At 73.1% G+C, this 19,464-nt stretch carries 18 protein-coding genes and 1 tRNA gene; 15 read left to right on the top strand and 4 right to left on the bottom strand.

Features of this window, described 5'->3' with window-relative positions; genetic code table 11:
- Positions 1-63 precede the first annotated feature (63 nt).
- On the top strand, positions 64-837 hold the full coding sequence (locus ACFYZL_RS13335; protein ID WP_384745720.1) for an alpha/beta fold hydrolase: 774 nt from the start codon (positions 64-66) through the stop codon (positions 835-837).
- On the opposite strand, the gene ACFYZL_RS13330 is transcribed toward ACFYZL_RS13335, so the two are convergent.
- Positions 834-1,343 carry a hypothetical protein gene (locus ACFYZL_RS13330; protein ID WP_384745718.1) on the bottom strand — a complete coding sequence of 170 codons (510 nt, stop codon included), beginning with the start codon at positions 1,341-1,343 and terminating at the stop codon, positions 834-836. The genes ACFYZL_RS13335 and ACFYZL_RS13330 overlap by 4 nt on opposite strands.
- 394 nt (positions 1,344-1,737) lie before the next feature.
- Here ACFYZL_RS13330 and ACFYZL_RS13325 point away from each other — a divergent pair, with 394 nt between their 5' ends.
- From ACFYZL_RS13325 to ACFYZL_RS13300, 6 genes are all read left to right on the top strand, one after another.
- On the top strand, positions 1,738-2,307 hold the full coding sequence (locus tag ACFYZL_RS13325; protein ID WP_384745717.1) for a bacilysin biosynthesis protein BacA: 570 nt from the start codon (positions 1,738-1,740) through the stop codon (positions 2,305-2,307).
- A complete protein-coding gene (locus ACFYZL_RS13320) occupies positions 2,304-3,638 on the top strand; it encodes a DUF6421 family protein (protein WP_388678710.1) in 1,335 nt (444 codons plus the stop codon). The genes ACFYZL_RS13325 and ACFYZL_RS13320 overlap by 4 nt, the downstream gene beginning before the upstream one ends.
- Complete coding sequence (locus ACFYZL_RS13315) at positions 3,632-4,783, top strand: EamA family transporter (protein WP_388678708.1); 1,152 nt, start codon at positions 3,632-3,634, stop codon at positions 4,781-4,783. The genes ACFYZL_RS13320 and ACFYZL_RS13315 overlap by 7 nt, the downstream gene beginning before the upstream one ends.
- The gene (locus ACFYZL_RS13310) at positions 4,780-6,066 is read left to right on the top strand and encodes an ATP-grasp domain-containing protein (RefSeq protein WP_388678705.1); all 1,287 of its coding nucleotides are present in this window, start codon (positions 4,780-4,782) and stop codon (positions 6,064-6,066) included. The genes ACFYZL_RS13315 and ACFYZL_RS13310 overlap by 4 nt, the downstream gene beginning before the upstream one ends.
- Complete coding sequence (locus ACFYZL_RS13305; RefSeq protein ID WP_384745712.1) at positions 6,063-6,944, top strand: branched-chain amino acid aminotransferase; 882 nt, start codon at positions 6,063-6,065, stop codon at positions 6,942-6,944. Before ACFYZL_RS13310 ends, ACFYZL_RS13305 begins: the two co-directional genes overlap by 4 nt.
- 283 nt (positions 6,945-7,227) lie before the next feature.
- Positions 7,228-8,511, top strand: a complete 1,284-nt coding sequence (locus ACFYZL_RS13300) for an APC family permease (protein ID WP_384745710.1) — start codon at positions 7,228-7,230, stop codon at positions 8,509-8,511.
- A 13-nt stretch (positions 8,512-8,524) separates the two neighbouring features.
- Here the strand turns inward: ACFYZL_RS13300 and ACFYZL_RS13295 are convergent, their stop codons facing one another.
- Complete coding sequence (locus tag ACFYZL_RS13295; RefSeq protein ID WP_384745708.1) at positions 8,525-9,067, bottom strand: Lrp/AsnC family transcriptional regulator; 543 nt, start codon at positions 9,065-9,067, stop codon at positions 8,525-8,527.
- A gap of 249 nt (positions 9,068-9,316) precedes the next feature.
- A tRNA-Arg gene (locus tag ACFYZL_RS13290) sits at positions 9,317-9,389 on the bottom strand.
- 290 nt (positions 9,390-9,679) lie between these two features.
- Between ACFYZL_RS13290 and ACFYZL_RS13285 the strand changes: the two genes are divergently transcribed.
- The 4 genes from ACFYZL_RS13285 to ACFYZL_RS13270 all read left to right on the top strand — a co-directional run bounded on the left by ACFYZL_RS13285 (position 9,680) and on the right by ACFYZL_RS13270 (position 14,958).
- The gene (locus ACFYZL_RS13285; protein WP_384745706.1) at positions 9,680-11,311 is read left to right on the top strand and encodes a dynamin family protein; all 1,632 of its coding nucleotides are present in this window, start codon (positions 9,680-9,682) and stop codon (positions 11,309-11,311) included.
- 4 nt (positions 11,312-11,315) lie between these two features.
- On the top strand, positions 11,316-13,166 hold the full coding sequence (locus ACFYZL_RS13280; RefSeq protein ID WP_384745705.1) for a GTPase: 1,851 nt from the start codon (positions 11,316-11,318) through the stop codon (positions 13,164-13,166).
- Positions 13,167-13,264: 98 nt separating this feature from the next.
- Positions 13,265-13,672 carry a single-stranded DNA-binding protein gene (locus ACFYZL_RS13275; protein ID WP_388678699.1) on the top strand — a complete coding sequence of 136 codons (408 nt, stop codon included), beginning with the start codon at positions 13,265-13,267 and terminating at the stop codon, positions 13,670-13,672.
- 71 nt (positions 13,673-13,743) lie between these two features.
- Positions 13,744-14,958, top strand: a complete 1,215-nt coding sequence (locus ACFYZL_RS13270) for a TQXA domain-containing protein (protein WP_388678696.1) — start codon at positions 13,744-13,746, stop codon at positions 14,956-14,958.
- Between the two features lie 50 nt (positions 14,959-15,008).
- On the opposite strand, the gene ACFYZL_RS13265 is transcribed toward ACFYZL_RS13270, so the two are convergent.
- Positions 15,009-15,590 (bottom strand): hypothetical protein, encoded by a 582-nt coding sequence (locus ACFYZL_RS13265; protein ID WP_384745701.1) that lies wholly within the window; start codon positions 15,588-15,590, stop codon positions 15,009-15,011.
- A 144-nt stretch (positions 15,591-15,734) separates the two neighbouring features.
- Here ACFYZL_RS13265 and ACFYZL_RS13260 point away from each other — a divergent pair, with 144 nt between their 5' ends.
- The 4 genes from ACFYZL_RS13260 (at position 15,735) to ACFYZL_RS13245 (ending at position 19,438) form a co-directional block, all read left to right on the top strand.
- Entirely contained in the window at positions 15,735-16,394 is a 660-nt protein-coding gene (locus ACFYZL_RS13260) for a YcxB family protein (protein ID WP_388678693.1), read from the top strand.
- A gap of 191 nt (positions 16,395-16,585) precedes the next feature.
- Entirely contained in the window at positions 16,586-18,250 is a 1,665-nt protein-coding gene (ettA, locus tag ACFYZL_RS13255) for an energy-dependent translational throttle protein EttA (protein WP_384745697.1), read from the top strand.
- Between the two features lie 13 nt (positions 18,251-18,263).
- Positions 18,264-18,728 (top strand): acyl-CoA thioesterase, encoded by a 465-nt coding sequence (locus ACFYZL_RS13250; RefSeq protein ID WP_384745695.1) that lies wholly within the window; start codon positions 18,264-18,266, stop codon positions 18,726-18,728.
- A complete protein-coding gene (locus tag ACFYZL_RS13245) occupies positions 18,725-19,438 on the top strand; it encodes a hypothetical protein (protein ID WP_384745693.1) in 714 nt (237 codons plus the stop codon). Before ACFYZL_RS13250 ends, ACFYZL_RS13245 begins: the two co-directional genes overlap by 4 nt.
- The last annotated feature ends 26 nt before the right edge of the window (positions 19,439-19,464 follow it).

The following is a 19,464-nucleotide window of genomic DNA, read 5'->3' as shown; positions in this document are numbered from 1 at the left end:
AGAGGATGCGGCCGAACCCCCGGCTACTCTTGGCCCGACCGAACGTTCAGAGGGGGGAGCGGCGTGCGAAGTGCAGCCGTCACGGCGGGCGACGACCGGATCCGATGGGTCGAACTCCCGGGGGAGGAACCGGCGCGCGTGTACGTGCACGGGCTCGGAGCCACCTCGCCCGCCTACTTCGCGGCGAGCGCCACGCACCCGATGCTCGCCGGGCGCCGTTCCCTGCTCGTCGACCTGCTGGGCCACGGGCACAGCGACCGGCCCGAGGACTTCGACTACACCCTCGAGTCGCACGCCGACGCCCTGGCCGCCGCCCTCGTCGCGGCGGGCGTGGAGGGCGCCGAGCTGATCGGCCACAGCATGGGCGGGGCCGTCGCCATCGTGCTCGCCGCCCGCCATCCCGACCTGGTCTCCCGGCTGCTGCTCGTCGACGCCAACCTGGATCCGACGCCGCCCGTCCCCGGGGTCGGCAGCGGCATCGCCACGTACACCGAGGAGGAGTTCCTCGGCGGAGGCTGGGCCGAGGTCCGCGACCGGGTCGGCGCACACTGGTGGGCCACGATGCGGCTGGCCGACCGGACCGCCCTGCACCGCTCCGCCGTCCACCTCGCCGCGGGCACCGCGCCCACCATGCGGGAGCTGCTGCGCCGGCTGACGATCCCGCGCGGCTTCCTGCTGCCGGAGGCCGACGGGCCGCTCCCGGGCGCCGCGGTCTTGGAGGAGGCCGGTGTCACCGTGGTGGCCGTTCCCGACTGCGGTCACAACATCATGCTGGACAACCCGGACGCCTTCGCGGAAGCCGCCGCCGCTCTGTTGGCCCGGGACCGCTCCCTCTAGCGGGCGCTCACCGGCGTGGCGGTCTGCGCCTCCGCGCCCGGGGAAGGGGTGCCGTCGGTCCAGGCGTAGACGCGCTTGCCGCGCACGGCGACCTGGTACTGGTGGTGGTCCCGGCACTCCGACCGCACGTCGGCCCGGATGTGCTGCGGCCACCACTTGGCGCCCAGCTCCGGATCCCGCACCCGGTTCGGCGTGCCCGCCGTGCACTGCGGGCCGTCGAGCGGGGTCGCCCCGAGGTCGAAGCGGATCAGGCGGGCGTTCCCGGTGGTGCGCACCCGTATGCGGACGTCCTTGGCGTCCTTGGGTATCCACGCGGGCAGGGCGAAGGCCAGGTCACCCCGCGTCGGGGCGTCGGCCGCGGTGGCGAACCGCTTGCCCTTCTCCTTGTAGAGGTGGCTGTCGATCGTGTCGGACAGGGGGTTGGGCGGGAGGTTGGGCAGCGCGAACGCTGCGGTGGCGAGGACTCCCACGGTGGCGGCGGCGATGACGAGCGGGCGTCGGTTCATGCCGTCCAGTCTCGCCGGCGGGACCCCTTCCGCGCGTCCCTCCTCAGGACGAATCCGTTCACTGCCCCAGGTCTCACACGGCGTCATACCTGAGAGGGAGCCCGACCGGACAAGACCGCCCGGCGGTCCGGGAAATGCCGAAAATGGAATTGGACTTCCAAATTCCGTATCGAAAAGAGTGAATTCAGGCAACGCCGGCTGGTTCCGCTCTGCGAATTGGGTGCCATCTCGGAGGTTTCCGGCACGGAAAGTCGCACTCCAACCCCCGTTGCCCTGATGGAAATCCAGGGTGGGAGGATAAACATCGCGCCACTCGCTTTTGCGAAGGCCGCGGCGCTTCCCGTTCGTTGAGGAAGCCGCCCACCGGAACCACAGGAAGGGCAAATCGAAAACGATGTACGCACGTCCCGACGAGGTCCGTCACCTGCACACGCTCGGTCCGCACGGCACGAATCTGGAAGCCGCCTCGCACGAATGGCTCAGAAGGCGCGGCGTCGAGGGGACCGTCGAACTGCACTCGTCGATAGAGGCCGCGCTGGAGGCCGTACCCGACGACGGGCGGCACGCGCTGACCGCCTGCGCCGTCTACCCGGCGCTGCACACGCTGGTCTTCTCCAACCTGCACCGGTTACACATGATCGACAGCTTCGTCATGCCGACCCACAACATGGTGCTCGCCAGCAGCGGTACGCGGGTTCCCGCCACCGTCGCCTCCCACCCGGCACCCAAGGGCCTCGTGCCCGCCACCGCCGAGATCCACGAGGTGCTGAGCAACTCGCAGGCCGCCATCGACTGCGCCGAGGGCCGTGTCGAGGGCTGCATCACCACCATCGTGGCGGCCGAGAAGCGCGGCCTGCGCGTCCTGCGGGACTTCGGGGCCGTCCCGATGGTGTTCACCGTCCACCAGGTGCTCGCCGTCGAGGCCGACGCGGACCTCCGGCTCTCCGCGGGAGCCGCCCGATGACCGCCCCGGCCCCCTTCGCCGCCGGCGCAGCGCCCTTCGCTCCCGGCGCAGCGCCCTTCGCCCCCGCCGCCGCCCCCGTCCCGGTGGAACTCCTCGCCGAGGCCGACCTGTTGACGCGGACCCTCATCCCCCTGGTCAACCGCTTCCGTACCCGCCAGCAGGACGACGGCACCGTCCCCGACGCCACCGCCGACGACGCCGAGCTGCTGGGCCGGATACGCGACACGGCGGCCGCCTGGTACCGGCGGCACGGCCTCGGCGGTCAGGCCGACGCGCTCGTCGCCGACGTGGACGCCTGGCTGGCGGCCGGACTCGGCTCCCGCCCCCACTTCGCCCGCTCCCGCGACGCCCTGCGGGCGCCGGCCGACGGCGAACCGGTCTTCTTCCTCGCCCCCGTCCAGACCACCAACAGCGCCCCGCCCGTGGGCAAGCGCCTCGACTGCTTCCTCGCCCTGCGCAAGGAACCCGACGCCCTCGCGCAGATGGCGGGGGACTTCCCGCACCCGAAGAACAACTGCCAGGCCCTCGTGCTCATCACGGGCAGCGAGGGCTTCGCCCACGGTGCCTGCCTCGTCGTCTTCCCCGAGAACGTTGCGGCGCACGACAAGGTGACCGAGCAGCCGTACGCCATGTTCTTCTTCGGCAAGATGCGGAAGATCCACGAGACGTACGCGCTGCCCGCCGCCGCGGCCGTCCTGACCCCGCAGTCGCTGCCGCGCGCCTCCACCGGCCTCACCGCCGAGGTCTGTTACGAGGCCCGCGCCATCTGGGGCTACCTCCACGACTCCATGCACTACCAGGGCCTGTGGCCGTTCGACGAGAACATCTCCCTGAAGATGAACTGGTTCGTCGGACTCCTGGAGGAGATCAAGGTCGACGCCAAGACCGTGCTCGCCTGCGCCGACAGCGGCCTCGTGCCCTTCGCCGACGAGCAGATCGACATGATCCTGCTGGAACGGGTCTTCCGCTACCCACAGGCCGACGACGCCACCCGCAACTTCGACTCCGGCACCGGCGTCTTCCTGTACTCCTGGTTCCGCGAGCACGGAGCCCTCGTCGGCTCGCCCGAGGACGGCGGGCTCCTGCGGCTCGACCGCGCGCAGGCCCTGGAGGCGCTGCGCACGTACGTGACCACCATGGAGAAGCTGGAGGCCGAGGTCACCACCGACGACGAATACCGGGCCAGGGCCAAGGAGATGGTCCGCCGGTACCTCCCCGAGGGCGAGCCCGGGCAGCGGTACGCCTTCACCGAGGACCAGCGCGTACTGCTCCGGGCCAAGGCCGACCTGGACCGGCTGCCGCCGCTGGAGTTCGCCCGGGCGGAATGGTGACCCAGGGCCCGTCCGGCCGCCCCTCCGGCCACGCACCCGCCCACCCCTCCGGCCACGCACCCGGCGGCGGGGGCGGGCGCGCGGTCGTACCGGCCCTCGCGGTCGGGATGGTCGTACTGCTGTCCGCGGGCTGGCTGCTCTCCGGGCACCTGGTCGCCGGGGTGCCGCCGCTCGCGGTGGCCGCCGGGCGCACCGCCACGGCCTTCGTGGCGATCACCCTGTTCGCGGTGCTGACCCCACGCGGCCGCAACGGCGTCCGCACCGCCGCCGCCCGACCCCGGACCGTACTGGTCCTGGCCTTCCTCGGGTTCTTCGCGTACTACACGGGGACCCTGCTCGGGACCCGGTACGTCGGGGCCTCGCGGGTCGGGCTGATCGTCTCGCTGCTGCCCTGCATCACCTTCGTCGTCGGCGTCCTCGCCTTCCGCGAGGCGAACTCGCGCCGCAAGGTGCTGGGCACGGTGCTCGCGGGCTGCGGCGCGGTCGGCTTCCTGCTGGCCGACGGCGCCGCGGCCGCCGGGGGCGGGCCCGGGACGGGCGCCCTCCTCTCCGGGGGGCTGCTCGCCTTCGGCGGGACCTTCACGTACGCCTTCTACGGATACGTGTACCGCGCGCGCATGGCGGACGTGCCGGCGCTCGCGGCGCTGCCCGCGGTCACCGGGGCGGGCACGCTCATGCTCGGCCTCACGGCGGTGCTGTTCGTGCCGCTTGGCGGGGTGTCCGCCGCGGACTGGGGTGGCGTGGCCGTACTCGGCGGGGTCCTCACCGCCCCCGTGTTCCTCATCTCCCACGAGCTGATCCTGCGCAAGGGCCCGCTGTTCACCTCGGCCCTGGGGCTGGCCGTTCCGTTCCTCGTGCGGCTCGGCGAATGGGCCCTGGGCTCGGCCGCCGCGCCGGGAGCACCGTCCGTGCTGCTGATCGCCGCGTCGGCCGCCGGGGTGTGGCTCACGGTGGGCGGGACCCGCGCAGGGACCGCCGCGGAGGCCCCCGCCCCCGCCTCCACCTCCACCTCCGCCGGCACCTCCGCCTCCACCTCCGCCGGCACCTCCGCCCCGGCTGCAGCCCCCCACCCCTCCGGTTCTTCCGATCCGTCCCCCTCCTCCGCCGTCGCGGCGGAGACCACCGCGCCAAGGAACCCGTCGTGACCGACTCCCGCCCCACCCTCGTCCTGCTCCACCAGCGCGCCGGCCTGCCCTGGGTCTTCGACGCCGCCGAGCGCGCCGGCATCGACCTGGTCCTCGTCCCGCGCCCCGACGAGCGGGTGGACCCGGACCGACTGCCCGCGGCCGTGGTCGAGTTGCTGCACCTGGACCTGCCGGCGGACCCGGCCGGCGCACTGGAGGTCCTGCGCAAGCGCCACGAGACCGACCCGTTCGACGGCGTCGTCACCCTCTACGACCCCCTCGTGCCCTTCGCCGCCGAGGCCGCCGAGCTCCTCGGCCTGCCCGGCATCGGCGTGGAGGTCGCGCGCAGCGCCCAGGACAAGCGGGTCATGCGCGAGCGCCTCGCGGCGGCCGGACTGAACGTGCCCCGCTTCGTCCGCCTCGACCCGGCCGACGACCCCGCCGCGACCGTGGAGTCGGCCGGCCTGACCTTCCCCGTCGTCGTCAAGCCCGCGCTCGGCATGTCCAGCCTCGGCGTGACCCGGGCCGACTCCTCCGCCGCGCTCGGCGCGGTGGTGACGGAGGTCCGCCGGGTCTCCGCCGGCACCGCCGACGGGGGCGCGGGCCTGATCGTCGAGGAGTACCTGGACGGGCCCGAGTACGCCGTCGAGTCCCTGGTCCACGAGGGCCGGGTGCAGGTCCTGTCCATCGGCTACAAGGGCGACCCGAAGGGCCCGTACTTCGAGGAGAGCGTCTACCGTGCGCCCGCCGCGCTCCCCGACGCCGTCCGCGACGACGTCGTGCGCGAGGTCACCGCCGCCCACGCCGCGCTCGGCGTCTCGTACGGCCCCACCCACACCGAGCTGCGCCTGCGCGGCGGTTCCACCCCCTACCTGCTGGAGATGGGGGCGCGGATCGGCGGCTCCGGCGTCTCCCACTACATCGCCGGACACGTCACCGGCATCGACTTCGCCGCTCAGGCGCTGCGCCTCGCGGCGGGCCTGCCGCCCACCGTCACGGTCCGGGAGGGCCTCGCCGAGCCCGTCGCCGCGGCGGCCAACTACATCGTGCCGTGCGGCGGGCACGGCACGATCACGGCCGTCCACGGGCTCGACGGGGTACGGGCCGATCCGCGCGTCGACCACGTCGTGCAGATGCTCGCTCCCGGCGACGTGGTGCGCCCCTACCCCGACTTCACCGGCTACCCGGCCTTCGTGCTGTCCCGACACGAGGGCATCGCGGAGGCCGAGGAGTTCCACGCGCACCTGGAGCGGGCCGTCCGCATCGACTACGCCCCCGCGACCGCCGAAGGAGCCGCCTCGTGACCGGTCCGCTGGCTCCCTTCGACGATCGCGACGGAACCATCTGGCTCGACGGGCGCTTCGTGCCCTGGCGCGAGGCCCGGCTGCACGTGCTCTCCCACGGCCTGCACTACGGCGGCGCCGTCTTCGAGGGCATCCGCGTCTACGGCGGCCGCATGTTCAAGTCCGCGGAGCACGCCGAGCGGCTGTGCGCCTCGGCCCGGGAGCTGAACTACTCGCTCCCGTTCACGGCGGAGGCCCTCGACGCCGCCGCGCGGGAACTCGTACGGCGCGAGGGCATCGTGGACGGCTACGTCCGGCCCGTCGCCTGGCGCGGCAGCGAGCAGATCAGCGTGTCCGGGGCCGGCACCACGGCGCACGTCGCCGTGGCGGCGTGGGAGTGGCCGCACGTGTTCTCCGCCGAGGCGGCGAGCCGGGGCATACGGTTGCGGACCTCCACGTGGCGCCGCCCCGACCCCGCGACGGCGCCCGTCCGGGCCAAGGCCGCGTCCCTGTACAACATCTGCACCCTGGCCCGCGACGAGGCCGAGGCGGCGGGCTACGACGACGCCCTGCTCCTCGACCTCCGGGGCGGCCTCGCCGAGGCCACCGGCGCCAACCTCTTCCTGGTGATCGACGGCGCCCTGCACACCCCGACACCCGACTGCTTCCTCGACGGCATCACCCGGCGGACGGTCATCGCGCTCGCCGCCGAACTGGGCGTCGAGGTGGTCGTACGCCGGATCGAGCCGGCCGAACTCGACCGCGCCGAGGAGGTCTTCCTCACGGGCACGGCGTACGAGGTGCAGCCGGTCAGCGCCGTCGACGACCGCGCGTACGCGGTGGGCAAGGTGACCTCGCGACTGTCGGAGGCGTACGGACGGCTCGTCCGGGCGGAGTGAAGCCGAACGGCCCCCAGCCGGGTGGCCGGACGGACACGGCGGGTGGGCGCACGCCCGGTGTTCCCACCCGCCGACGCCCCACGACCGTGCGATCAAATGGCCGCCGATCCGGCTCCCAGGCCCGCCACACGGTCGGCGACGGCAGCGATCCGGGCTTCTCTCCGCACGTTCGTACGGTGCCCGTTCCCGACCCCCGGATCGCTCCCTAGGCTCCACTCCGCGTGGCCCGAACGGGCACGCCCCGACCTGGGTCGGGAGCACGTCGCGGGGAAGGGGAACAGCCGTGCACGGGGGACGTCTGGGGTTGGGACAGGGCACCGCCCTGTACATGGGGGCCGTGCTGGGACCGGGGGTGTTGGCCCTGCCCGCCCTGGCGGCGGCCGCCGCGGGGCCCGCTTCGTTGATCTCGTGGGCGGTCCTGCTGCTGCTCGGCGTTCCCGTCGCCCTGACGTTCGCCGCCCTGGGCGCCCGGTACCCCGACGGCGGCGGCGTGTCGTCCTTCGTCGCCCGGGCGTTCGGGCCCCGGGCCTCGGCCTGCGTCGGCTGGCTGTTCTACGCCGCGGTCCCGGTGGGGGTCCTGGCCGGCGCGCTGGCCGGTGGCAACTACCTCGTCGCGGTGCTCGGTCTGCCGCGGGGCGCCGAGTACGGGGCGGCCGCGGTCATCCTGGCCGTGGCCGTCGCCGCCAACCACGCGGGGCTCCAGGTGTCGGGCCGGCTCCAACTGGCGCTCGCCGGCCTCTTGGTGCTGCTGCTCGTGGGGGCGACCGTGTTCGCCCTTCCGCACGTCTCCGCGGACCGCTTCACACCCTTCATGCCGGACGGGTGGCTGTCCGTGGGCTCCGCCGCCCTGGTGCTCTTCTACGCGTTCAGCGGCTGGGAGGCGGCCAGCCACCTCTCCGCCGAGTTCGCCGATCCCCGCAGGCACCTTCCGCGCGCCACGGCCATCACCCTGTCGATCGTCGGGGCGCTCTACCTCGGCCTGTCGTTCGTCACCATCGGCGTGCTCGGCGACGGGGCCCGCACCTCCGCGGTGCCCCTGATGGACCTGCTGGTGACGGGGCTCGGGGACGGCGCCCGCGGGCTGACCGCGGCGGCCGCGGTATGTCTGAGCCTGGGGGCGGTGAACACCTTCATCGCCGGGGCGGCCCGGCTCGGGGCCGCCCTCGGCCGGGACGGGGCGCTGCCGGGCCTGCTGGCGAAGGGCGGCGGCGCGGGGCAGGTCCCCCGGCGCAGCCTGACCGTGCAGGCGGTGCTCACCGGGGCGTTCGCGCTCGTCGCGTGGCTGCTCCCGCTGGGCATCGATCCGCTGATGCGCACGACGTCCGCGTTCCTGGCCGCGGTAACGGCCGCAGGGATGGCCGCCTCGCTGAGGCTGCTGCGCCGCGGCACACCGCTGTGGTGGGGCGCGCTCGTCGCGACCGTGTTCACCGTGGTGGTCATGGCGTTCAGCGGATGGCTGCTGATCCTGCCGGTGCTGGTGGGCGGCGCGGCGATGCTGTACGTGCGCTCGGGAACCCGCGCCGCGGAAGGGGAACTCACCGGAGACGTCCCCTCCGCCACCCGTTGACGCGCCCGCGCCGTCAGTCGTCCGCGCCCGCTTCCTCGACGGCGCGCGCCCGGCGCCCCCTGCGCCCGCGCACGCCCCCGCCCGTGCGCTTCGGCTCCGCGTCCGGCAGCGCGGAGATCAGCGGTGGGGACGAGTGCCGGAAGATCACGATCGTTCTGAATCCGACGATCTCGCGGCGCTGGCTGAGCCGGTCCATCAGGAAGGCGTGCAGGGCCTCGTTGTTCTGCACCGCGACGTGGATGAGGAAGTCGTCGCTTCCCGCGACCACGAAGACGCCGAGGACCTCGGGGAGTTTGCCGACCGACTCCTCGAACGCGGTGATCACCGCCCGGTTGAGGGGACGGACCTGCGCGGCGACGAAGGCCTGGTAGTCCCGGTTCAGCGCGGCCAGGTCGAGTTCGGCCCGATAACCGGTGATGACGCCCTGCTCCTCCAGGATCCTGACGCGTTCGAGCGAGGTGGACGGTGCCACCCCGACACGGCGGGCCAACTCCCGGTTGGACTGCCGTGCGTTCAGTTGCAGGTTCCTGATGATCGCCGCATCAAGCTCGTCCATGGCCCCCACCGTCCCTTTCCTCTCCGACGCCCCCGACCGCGGGGGTGGAGGGCGCGGCGAAAGCCCCGCCCGGCGCGGGGGACGAGGCGGACGTCCGCCGGTCGGCCGTCACGGCGAGGATCCTCATTCAGTGGATCTTAATGAGACCGTCCCGGCCCGTCGCCGTCATGGCGAAAATCCCCGGTGCCCGCCGCGGCGCCGGCTGCCGGGTGATCCGGTGGAGAACCGGGTGATCCGATGGAGAAGGTGTGCCCCCGGCAGGACTCGAACCTGCGGCCAAGTGCTTAGAAGGCACCTGCTCTATCCACTGAGCTACGGGGGCCGGAAGGTGGCCGTTGTGGGCCGCGCCGGGTCAAGGATAGGGCTCCGGCTGCCTTGTCCCGGTTGCTTCACCCGCGTGCCACGATGTGTAGGTTCGGTGAAGCGGTCCCGATAATCGCAGGCAGGTGCGATTCACGCATCGCTTTTGCGCCGCCGCGCCCTTGGTGTTGTGCACTCGTTATGCCTGCGCCCCACTCGTCCACTGTGTCCAGGATGTCCCCTGAGGTGGCGCTCGGCGCGCAGAGGACTTATAAGCTTCAAAAATGGTCCTAAATTGGGCATTCTTCGCATGTGGTGACCTTGGATGTTCGGCCTCAGCTGCTCGATGCCCTGTCCGCCCTGCGCGACCGGGTCGCGTCCGTGCGTCTGCCGCTGCCCCTGCCCGGCGCCCCACGCGCCCGCCAGACCAGAGCCGAGCTGCTCGCGCAGCTCGACGACTACCTCGTACCCCGGCTGAAGGCGCCCGAGGCGCCGATGCTCGCCGTCGTCGGCGGGTCCACCGGAGCCGGCAAGTCCACCCTCGTCAACTCCCTGGTCGGCCGCCAGGTGAGTGAAGCGGGAGTGCTCCGGCCCACGACCCGCATCCCCGTGCTCGTCTGCCACCCGGACGACCACCACTGGTTCGCGGGGATGCGCGTACTGCCCGACCTGATGCGGGTCTGGGTGCCGCACGACGAGGACGAAGGACCGCCCGCCCCCCGCAAGTCCTCCCGCGACCCGGGACGGGGCCCCGTCGCCGGCCGACCGGTCCGCGAGATGCGCATCGAGACCGTGTCCACCCTGCCCCGCGGCCTCGCCATCCTCGACGCCCCCGACATCGACTCCCTCGTCGTCGAGAACCGCAACCTCGCCGCCCAGCTCATCTGCGCCGCCGACGTCTGGGTGATGGTCACCACCGCCTCGCGGTACGCCGACGCCGTCCCCTGGCACCTCCTGCGCACCGCCAAGCAGTACAAGGCCACGCTCATCACCGTCCTCGACCGCGTCCCGCACCAGGTGCTCGCCGAGGTCTCGCGCCAGTACGCCGCGCTCCTCACCCGGGCCGGGCTGGGCGACCTGCCGCGCTTCACCGTGCCGGAGCTGCCCGAATCCGCGGGCGGCGGCGGCCTGCTCCCCGCCAGCGCCGTCGCACCCCTCTTCGCCTGGCTCGCCCACCACGCGCAGGACCCGGCCGCCCGCCAGTACGCCGTCGGGCGGACCGCCCTCGGGGCGCTCGACTCCCTCTCGCGGCGGATGCCGGAGCTGGCCTCGGCCGTCGCCGCCCAGCACGCCGCCGCCGTACGGCTGACCGCCGCCGTCGAGGACGCGTACAAGAAGGAGGGGAAGCGGATCCAGGGCCGCCTCGACCAGGGCGCCGTACTGGCCGGCGACGCCCTCACCCGCTGGCGCGGCTACCCCCTCGACACCAGCGCCGCCGAACTCCTCGACTCCCTCGCCGACTCCCTCGCCGCACTCGTCCAGTGCGCCGTGGCCGCCGCCGACGAGCGCATCGCCGAGGCCTGGAGGCGCGAACCGGCCTCGGGAGCCCTGTCCCTGCCCGCCCCCGACAGGGAAGCCGCAGAACGCATCGGCATGGCCGTCCGGCGCTGGCGGCGCGTACTGGAGGAACTCGCCGAGGAAGAGGTCTCCGCCCTCGACCGGCAGTCCGCCCCCGACCCCGACGGCGTCGCCGCCCTCCTCGCCGCCGCCCTCCTCGGCGGCAAGCGGGCCCGCCCCGCGGGGGAGCGGCTCGCCGAACGGATCGGCGCCCAGGCCGCCCTCCGGCTGCGCGACCGGGGCGCGGAACTGGTCGGCGACCACCTCGACCAGGTACTGCGCGCCGAACGCGACCGCCGGCTCGCCCCCCTGGAAGCACTCGAAGTGACCCCGGAACCACAGGCCGAGCTCATCGCCGCACTGTCCGTACTGCAGAAGGAGAGGTGACGCGGTGAGCGCCCTGACCGACCCGGACCGCGACCGCACCGACGACCGCTGGGACGACGGACTGATCGCGCGCTCGCGCCGGGCGGAGGCGGACGAGGGCGAAGAGGGGACGGGCGAGGACGGCGACGACGCACTCGTACGCGCCGTCTCCGGAGCCGGCAGCGACGGCGGCAAATCGGCCGTGCCCCCGCTCAGCCCCGAGGCCCAGGCCCTGAGGGCACGTCTCGACGCACTGCGCCAGCTCGTCGGCCTCTCCCGGACCCGCATCCTCGACGGCAAGACCCTCGCCGAGGCCGGGCGGGTCCTGGACGAAGCGGCCGCACGCCGCGGACTGTCACCGCAGCACACCGTCGTCGCGATCGCCGGAGCCACCGGAAGCGGCAAGTCCACGCTGTTCAATTCACTCGCCGGAGTGCAGATCTCCGAGACCGGGCTGCGCAGGCCCACCACCGCCGCACCCATCGCGTGCAGCTGGTCGGACGGAGCCGCCGGACTGCTGGACCGGCTGGAGATCCCGGGCCGACTGCGCCGCCGGCCGCGCGAGACGTCCGGGGCGGGTGCCCTGCGCGGCATGGTCCTCGTGGACCTGCCCGACCTGGACTCCGCGGTCGGCGCGCACCGCGACCACGTGGACCGCGTACTGGCGCTGGTCGACGCCGTGGTGTGGGTGGTCGACCCGGAGAAGTACGCGGACGCCGTCCTGCACGAGCGCTACCTGCGGCCGCTCGCCGGGCACGCCGAGGTGACCTTCGTCGTGCTGAACCAGGTCGACAGGCTGGGCGGCGAGTCCGCGGACCTCGTACTGGACGATCTGCGACGCCTGCTCGACGAGGACGGGATCGCACTCGGCGAGCACGGGGAGCCCGGGGCCACGGTCCTCGGACTTTCCGCCCTCACGGGTGAAGGCGTCGGGGAACTGCGCGAACTCCTCGGACAGTTCACCCAGGAGAAGGGCGCCGCGACCAGACGGATCTCCGCCGACGTGGACCGCGCCGCCGTGCGTCTGCGCCCGCTGTACGTGGCCGACGGCCACCCGGGGCCGGAGATCGGGGAGGCGGCGCGCACCGAGTTCGAGGACCGGCTCGCCGAGGCCGTCGGGGCGTACGCGGCCGGCCTCGCCGCCGAGCGGGCCTGGCGGCGCAACGCGGGGCGGGCGTGCGGCACGCCGTGGCTGAGGCTGTGGCGGTGGTACGAGAGCCGCCGCGCGCCCCGCACCCTGGCGGGCCTGGCCGCACTGGCCGTGATCGGCGGCCGGGGCGCCTCCGCCGCGCAGGCTCCCGTGGAGGAGGAGGTGACCGCGCGCCAGCGCGTGGAGCAGGCCGTACGCGCGGTCGCCGACGAGGCCGTCACCGGGCTGCCCGAGCCGTGGGCGCAGGCCGTGCGGGAGGCCGCGGTGCGCGGCGGCGACCGGCTCCCGGAGGCGCTGGACGAGATCGCGGTGACCCTCGGGGCGGCGGTCGCGGTACCGACCGCCAAACCCCCGCGGCCCGCGTGGTGGCCGGTGGCCGTGCTGGGGCAGGCGGCGATGACGCTGCTCCAGATCTTCGGCGGGCTGTGGCTGGTCGGACAGATCGTCGGGGTCCTGGAGCCGAAGCTGCTGCCGCCCGTGCTGCTGATGGTGGCGGGCATCATCGGCGGGCCGCTGGTGGAATGGGCCTGCTCGATCGCCGCCCGGGGCCCGGCACGGCGCTACGGGCAGGACGCGGAGCGCAAACTGCGCCAGGCCGCGGCCGGATGCGGCCGGGCCCGGGTGCTGGAACCGGTGGCGGCGGAACTGCTGCGCTACCGCGAGGTGCGCGAGCAGTACGCCACGGTCGCCGCAGGGGGGACGAAGTTGTCCACAACCCGTCAGTAGTCCACAGGCCCCGGCGGGTGTCGGCGCCGCGCCCCAGCATGGTCCGTAGCCCGTACGGATGGTCCGCGCGGGCACGGTACGAGGGGGAGGGCGGCCGGATGAACGACACCCAGGTGACGCTGGTGGGCTTCGTGGCGACGCGGATCGACTTCAGGGAGACGCCGAGCGGCCCGTCGGCGAGGTTCCGGTTCGCGGTGACGCCGAGGTACCGCGACCGGCGCACGGACACCTGGACCAACGGGGCGACGAGCTTCTACACGGTCTGGGCGCGGCGCGCGCTCGCCGTGAACCTGGCAGGCTCCGTTTCGGTCGGCGAACCGCTGGTGGTGCACGGGCGGCTGCGGGTGCGGGACGACCCCGCCGACGGGGAGCGCGACCGGTGGTTCTCGGCGGACATCGAGGCGACGGCCATCGGGCACGACCTCAACCTGGGGACCGCGGCCTTCCGGCGCGTGGTGAAGACGGAGACCCCGCTGATGCCCAATCAGAAGGCGGCGGTGGTCTGAGTGTTCGAGACGGATAGGATTCCCCGGTACTCACGGGCACCTGGGTCTATTTCGGCCCGAAGGGGAAGACTGTGTCGATTGCCGTTCCCGCATCCTCCGCTCCTGATCCCGCTCCTTCCGTACGGGGTTCCACACGCCGGCCGCTGGCAGTGGCCCTGCTGGCCGCGGCCCTCACCGCCGCGCCCGGCGCCCGGGCGGTCGCCGACTCCGGGCCGGTGGCGCCCCGGACACCGGAGGGTGCGAGCGCCGTGCTGGACGGGCTGAAGACGTACGGCCAGGCGGTCCTGCGCTCCGGCGACGGATCCGTACGGCAGATCCCGGCCGGGCTCTACGAGATGCGGGTCGACGGCGGCGGCATGCTCCAGACGTACGGGGTGGGCGTGGCGGGCAGCGCGCAGCCCCAGGCCCGGTACACGGAGAGCGGCTGGAGCGGCAGCCCGCTCGCCGGGAACGGGGACGCGGGTCGGATCCGCTGGGTCCTGGAGCACTCCTACCCCCAGTTGAACGACCTGGCCGGGCTCGCCAAGGCGGCCGGGGCCGGGGCGCTCACCGCGGAGAGCGCGGCGGCCGGTACCCAGGTGGCGATCTGGCGGCTGGCGGACAAGGTGCAGGTCGAGGCGGCGGACCCGGCGGCGGAGAAGCTCGCCGACTACCTCCAGAAGGCGGCCGCACGGCTTCCGGAGCCGCCGGCCTCGCTCGCGCTGGAGCCGGGCGAGGTGTCGGGGGCGGTGGGCACCCGGATCGGCCCGGTGACCGTGCACACCGGGGCGCGGAGCGTCTCCGTCGTGCCCGACGCCGCGGCGGTCGCGATGGGGGTGAGGGTGGTGGACGCCGAGGGGCGGCCGCTGGGCACCGCCGTCCACGGGACGCGGCTGTACTTCGAGGTGCCCGCGGGCACGCCCGACGGGGCAGCCTCGGTCACCGTCCACGGGGCGACGAAGGTGCCGGTCGGGAGGGTCTTCACCAGCGAGATGCCGGCGCAGGCGCAGGTCGTCGCCGGCTCCAGCGAGTCCGCGTCCACGGCGATCGCCCACGCGCGGTGGCCGCAGCCCCAGGCCGCCGGGACGGGTGCCACGGCCGACCCGGCGGGCCTCACGGCCCTGGGCACCCGCGCGGCCCCGGCCTCCCAGGCCACCCCCGAGGAGGAACGCCTGGCCACCAGCGGCAGCTCGGCGGCCACCCCGGTCATCGCCTCCCTGGCGGTGGGGCTCGTGGTCCTGGGCGGCGTCGTGGTCCTCCTGCTCCGCAAGCGCCCCCAGGACGAGGAGGACGGCGGGGCGTTCTGAGGAGCGCCTTGCGAGAGGCGGCTTCCGAGAACCGCCCGCCCTGCCGGGCCTCAGGGCTCGACGGGGGCCCGGCCCGCAGGGGCCGGGCCGGGGTCCACTCCCAGGTCGGCGCGCATCGTGGTGCGCATGTCCTTCCACGAGTCCCCCATGCTCCGCAGCTCGTCATGGATCTCCTGGAACGACCAGGACGCCGAGGGCCGGCCCTCCTCCAGGCGCAGGGTGCGGGCGTACGCGCCCGCGAGGCGCTCCGTCATGGCGTCCAGCTCCGCCAGGACCGCGTCCGAGGCGACCATCTGGGTCTCCGAGAAGGCGGTGTGCATCGCGTGCCGGGCCTCGTCCAGCTCGGTCCGCCCCTCCGGGGTGGCCTCCCCCTTGTGGACGAGCCACAGGTACCTCATGAGCTCGATGCGGTAGCGGCGGTAGCCGGAGTTCGCCGCCACGTAGCAGGCGCGCCGCTTGTCCACCTCGGCCAGGCGCTGCTCCCGCGCCCACTGGGACTCGGCCACGCGCTGCTGCCGGTCGAACTGTTCCGCCTGGACGCGGCCCAGCACGCGCTGGGACAGGATCGGCGCGAGCAGGGTCCCCGTCACCGCGACGACCGCGCCGGCGAGGGCGAGCAGGGCGTTCTCCATCAGGTCTCCGTACACGTCACCGTCCGAGAGGCCGTGGCCCCGGGTTCCGGACCATCCTGCCCGGTGATCACGCGACCCGGGCCGGGTTCGGCGTCCATCGACCCCCTTCTTGACCTGTACCTGACCTGCGCTACATTTCCGGCCATGAACACGGGTGGGGATCAAGACAAGGGTGCGATCGCAGAGGTGGTAGAGGCCGCGGAGACCACGGAAGCCACGGAGGCCGCAGAGGCCACGGAGGCCACGGAAGCCACGGAGGCCACGGAGGTGGAGCTGGCGTACCGGCCGACCGCCGCGGACATGGCGGCGGGCATCAGGGCGCGGTGGCGTTTCACCCCCTCGGGGCGCAGGCAGCGGTGGATCATGCCCCTGGTGGCGGTGCTCTTCTTCCTGATGGCCGCGAACAAGCTGCAGCACGGGATGAGCCTGGGCGACCGTGGCGTCTACCTGCAGCTGGTGATCGGTACGACCGCGCTCGCGATGGTCTTCCTCGGTCCGCGGATGGGCGCCAAGAGGGTGCACAAGGCGCTGGTCGAGAAGCAGGGCGAGTTCCGTGCCGTGGTGACGGAGGCCGGAGTCACCGTCGGCTCCACCTCCTTCTCGCAGTCCCTGACCTGGGCGATGGCGCCGCGGTACACCGAGACCCCCGAGGCGTTCGTGCTGCTGAGCGCCGACAAGTACGGCGCGGGGATCACCGTCCTGCCCAAGCGGGGCGCGCAGGACCCCGCCGACGTGAACCGGCTCCGGGCGTTGCTGGACCGACACATCGAAAGGGTCGGCAAGACCCCCGCTCGGCCCGTGTGACCGTTGGCGGCAGGGGCGCCGGCCGGGGCGCCTGCCCGGGGCGCCTGCCCGGGGCGCCGGTCGGGGCCGCCGGGCGGGGCCGCGGCGAGGGCCCAGCTCAGGGGCCCTGACCATACGGGTTTCCCCCGGGGGATGGACGTACGGCAAGATGGGGTGTATCTGCCCACCATCGATCTGCCGGACGGTTTCTCTTGGCTGAGTTCATCTACACCATGCGCAAGACGCGCAAGGCACACGGCGACAAGGTGATCCTTGACGACGTCTTCCTGAACTTCCTGCCCGGCGCGAAGATCGGTGTGGTCGGCCCGAACGGTGCCGGTAAGTCCACCGTTCTGAAGATCATGGCGGGCATCGAGCAGCCGTCCAACGGTGACGCCTTCCTCTCGCCCGGCTACTCCGTCGGCATCCTCATGCAGGAGCCGAAGCTCGACGAGTCCAAGACCGTCCTGGAGAACGTCGAGGACGGCGTCGGCGAGATCAAGCAGAAGCTCAACCGGTTCAACGCGATCGCCGAGGAAATGGCGACGAACTACACCGACGAGCTGATGGAGGAGATGGGCAAGCTCCAGGACGACCTGGACCACGCCAACGCGTGGGACCTCGACGCCCAGCTGGAGCAGGCCATGGACGCCCTGGGCTGCCCGCCCGGCGACTGGCCCGTCACCAACCTCTCCGGTGGTGAGAAGCGCCGCGTGGCCCTCTGCAAGCTGCTGCTGGAGGCCCCCGACCTGCTGCTCCTCGACGAGCCCACCAACCACCTCGACGCCGAGTCCGTGAACTGGCTGGAGCAGCACCTCGCCCAGTACAAGGGCGCCGTCGTGGCCGTGACCCACGACCGCTACTTCCTCGACAACGTCGCCGAGTGGATCCTCGAACTCGACCGCGGTCGCGCCCACCCCTACGAGGGCAACTACTCCACCTACCTGGAGAAGAAGGCCGAGCGCCTCAAGGTCGAGGGCAAGAAGGACGAGAAGCGCGCCAAGCGCCTCAAGGAAGAGCTGGAGTGGGTCCGCTCCAACGCCAAGGGCCGTCAGGCCAAGTCCAAGGCCCGCCTCGCCCGCTACGAGGAGATGGCGGCCGAGGCCGACAAGATGCGCAAGCTGGACTTCGAGGAGATCCAGATCCCGCCGGGCCCGCGTCTGGGCTCGATCGTGGTCGAGGTCAACAACCTCTCCAAGGCGTTCGGTGACAAGGTCCTCATCGACGACCTGTCCTTCACGCTGCCGCGCAACGGCATCGTCGGCATCATCGGCCCCAACGGCGCCGGCAAGACCACGCTCTTCAAGATGATCCAGGGCCTGGAGACGCCGGACTCCGGCGAGATCAAGGTCGGCGAGACCGTCAAGATCTCGTACGTCGACCAGGGCCGCGCCAACATCGACCCCAAGAAGACCCTCTGGGCGGTCGTGTCGGACGAGCTGGACTACATCAACGTCGGCCAGGTCGAGATGCCGTCCCGCGCCTACGTCAGCGCCTTCGGCTTCAAGGGCCCGGACCAGCAGAAGCCGGCCGGCGTGCTCTCCGGTGGTGAGCGCAACCGCCTGAACCTCGCGCTCACCCTCAAGCAGGGCGGCAACCTGCTGCTCCTCGACGAGCCCACCAACGACCTCGACGTCGAGACCCTGGGTTCGCTGGAGAACGCGCTGCTGGAGTTCCCCGGTGCGGCCGTGGTCGTCTCCCACGACCGCTGGTTCCTGGACCGAGTGGCCACGCACATCCTGGCGTACGAGGGCGACTCGAAGTGGTTCTGGTTCGAGGGCAACTTCGAGTCCTACGAGAAGAACAAGATCGAGCGGCTCGGCCCGGACGCCACGCGTCCGCACCGCGCCACCTACAAGAAGCTGACCCGAGGCTGAGGCCGGAAGAATCATGGCCAGACACCACTACCGGTGCCCTCTGCGCTGGGCGGACATGGATGCCTTCGGGCACGTCAACAACGTCGTCTTCCTCCGTTACCTGGAGGAGGCGCGGATCGACTTCATGTTCCGCCTCGCGCCGGGGGAGGGCAGTGAGTCCTTCACGGGCGGCTCCGTCGTGGCCCGCCACGAGATCGACTACAAGCTGCCCCTCGTGCACCGTCACGAGCCGGTCCTCATCGAATCCTGGGTGACCCGGATAGGCGCCGCGTCCCTGACCATCCGCTACGAGGTCAAGGACGAGGCGACCGAGGACGCGCCCGAGACGGTCTACGTGCGCGCCGAGACCGTGGTCGTCCCGTACAACCTCGCCGAGGGGCGGCCCCGCCGCATCACCGCCGAGGAGAGGCACTTCCTGGAGGAGTACCTCGACAAGCCGAAGGTGCCCGAAGCTTCCGAAGGGCGCCTCGCGGCATGAACGAGCAGTTGCGCTTCGCCGACTCCGGGGAGGCGGCGGACCTCGCCGCCTTCCTGGGCCGGCTGGTGCACTACGACCGCGCCGCCGCGGTCCGCCTCCAGGCGGGCGGCGGCGCGCTCGCCGTCTTCGGACGGCCGCCGTCCTTCGAGGTCCTGGCCGTCCGCACGGTTCGGCTCGCCGAGCCCGTCGCGACGCCGCTGGACCTGACGGTCTCCGCCGGTGAGTTCCTGGAGCACGTGGACGAGGCCTCGGCCGCGGCCGTCGTGCCCGGCGCGGTCACCGGCCCGCCCTGGACCGGTCTGCTCCCGCCCCGCGGCGGCTGGCAGCAGGTACCCGGGCTGCCCGGACCCGAGGAGATGCGGGCGGCCGTCGCGGCCGCCGTCGCCGAGTTCCGGGCCCGTGACGAGGCGCTGCCCCCGCAGCACCGCACCCGCTCCGAGCGCGACCGCATCGGCCGCGACATCTGGTCCCGGACGCTGGGCGACACCGAACTCCCGCTGCGCGCGGTGCACGCCGCGCAGTCCCTGGGCTTCCTGCGGCCCGTCCGGTCGGCGGTGCCCGCCGGCGGACCCGCTCCCGACGCCCCCGCCCCGGTGGCCCTGCTGGCCGCCGGAAGCTGGCTGCGGCTGCGCACCCCGTACGGCTCCGTCGCCATGCGCCGCCCCGGCGCCTCCGGCGGCCTGGGCGCCCTCCAGGTCCGTCCGGTCTAGGCCCGTCTCCTCACGGCGCCGCACCC

The sequence above is a fragment of the Streptomyces sp. NPDC001717 genome (assembly GCF_042892775.1).
Classification (GTDB): domain Bacteria; phylum Actinomycetota; class Actinomycetes; order Streptomycetales; family Streptomycetaceae; genus Streptomyces.
The sequence above is the reverse complement of the archived record's forward strand: the minus strand, read 5'-3'. Positions and strand labels throughout refer to the sequence as shown.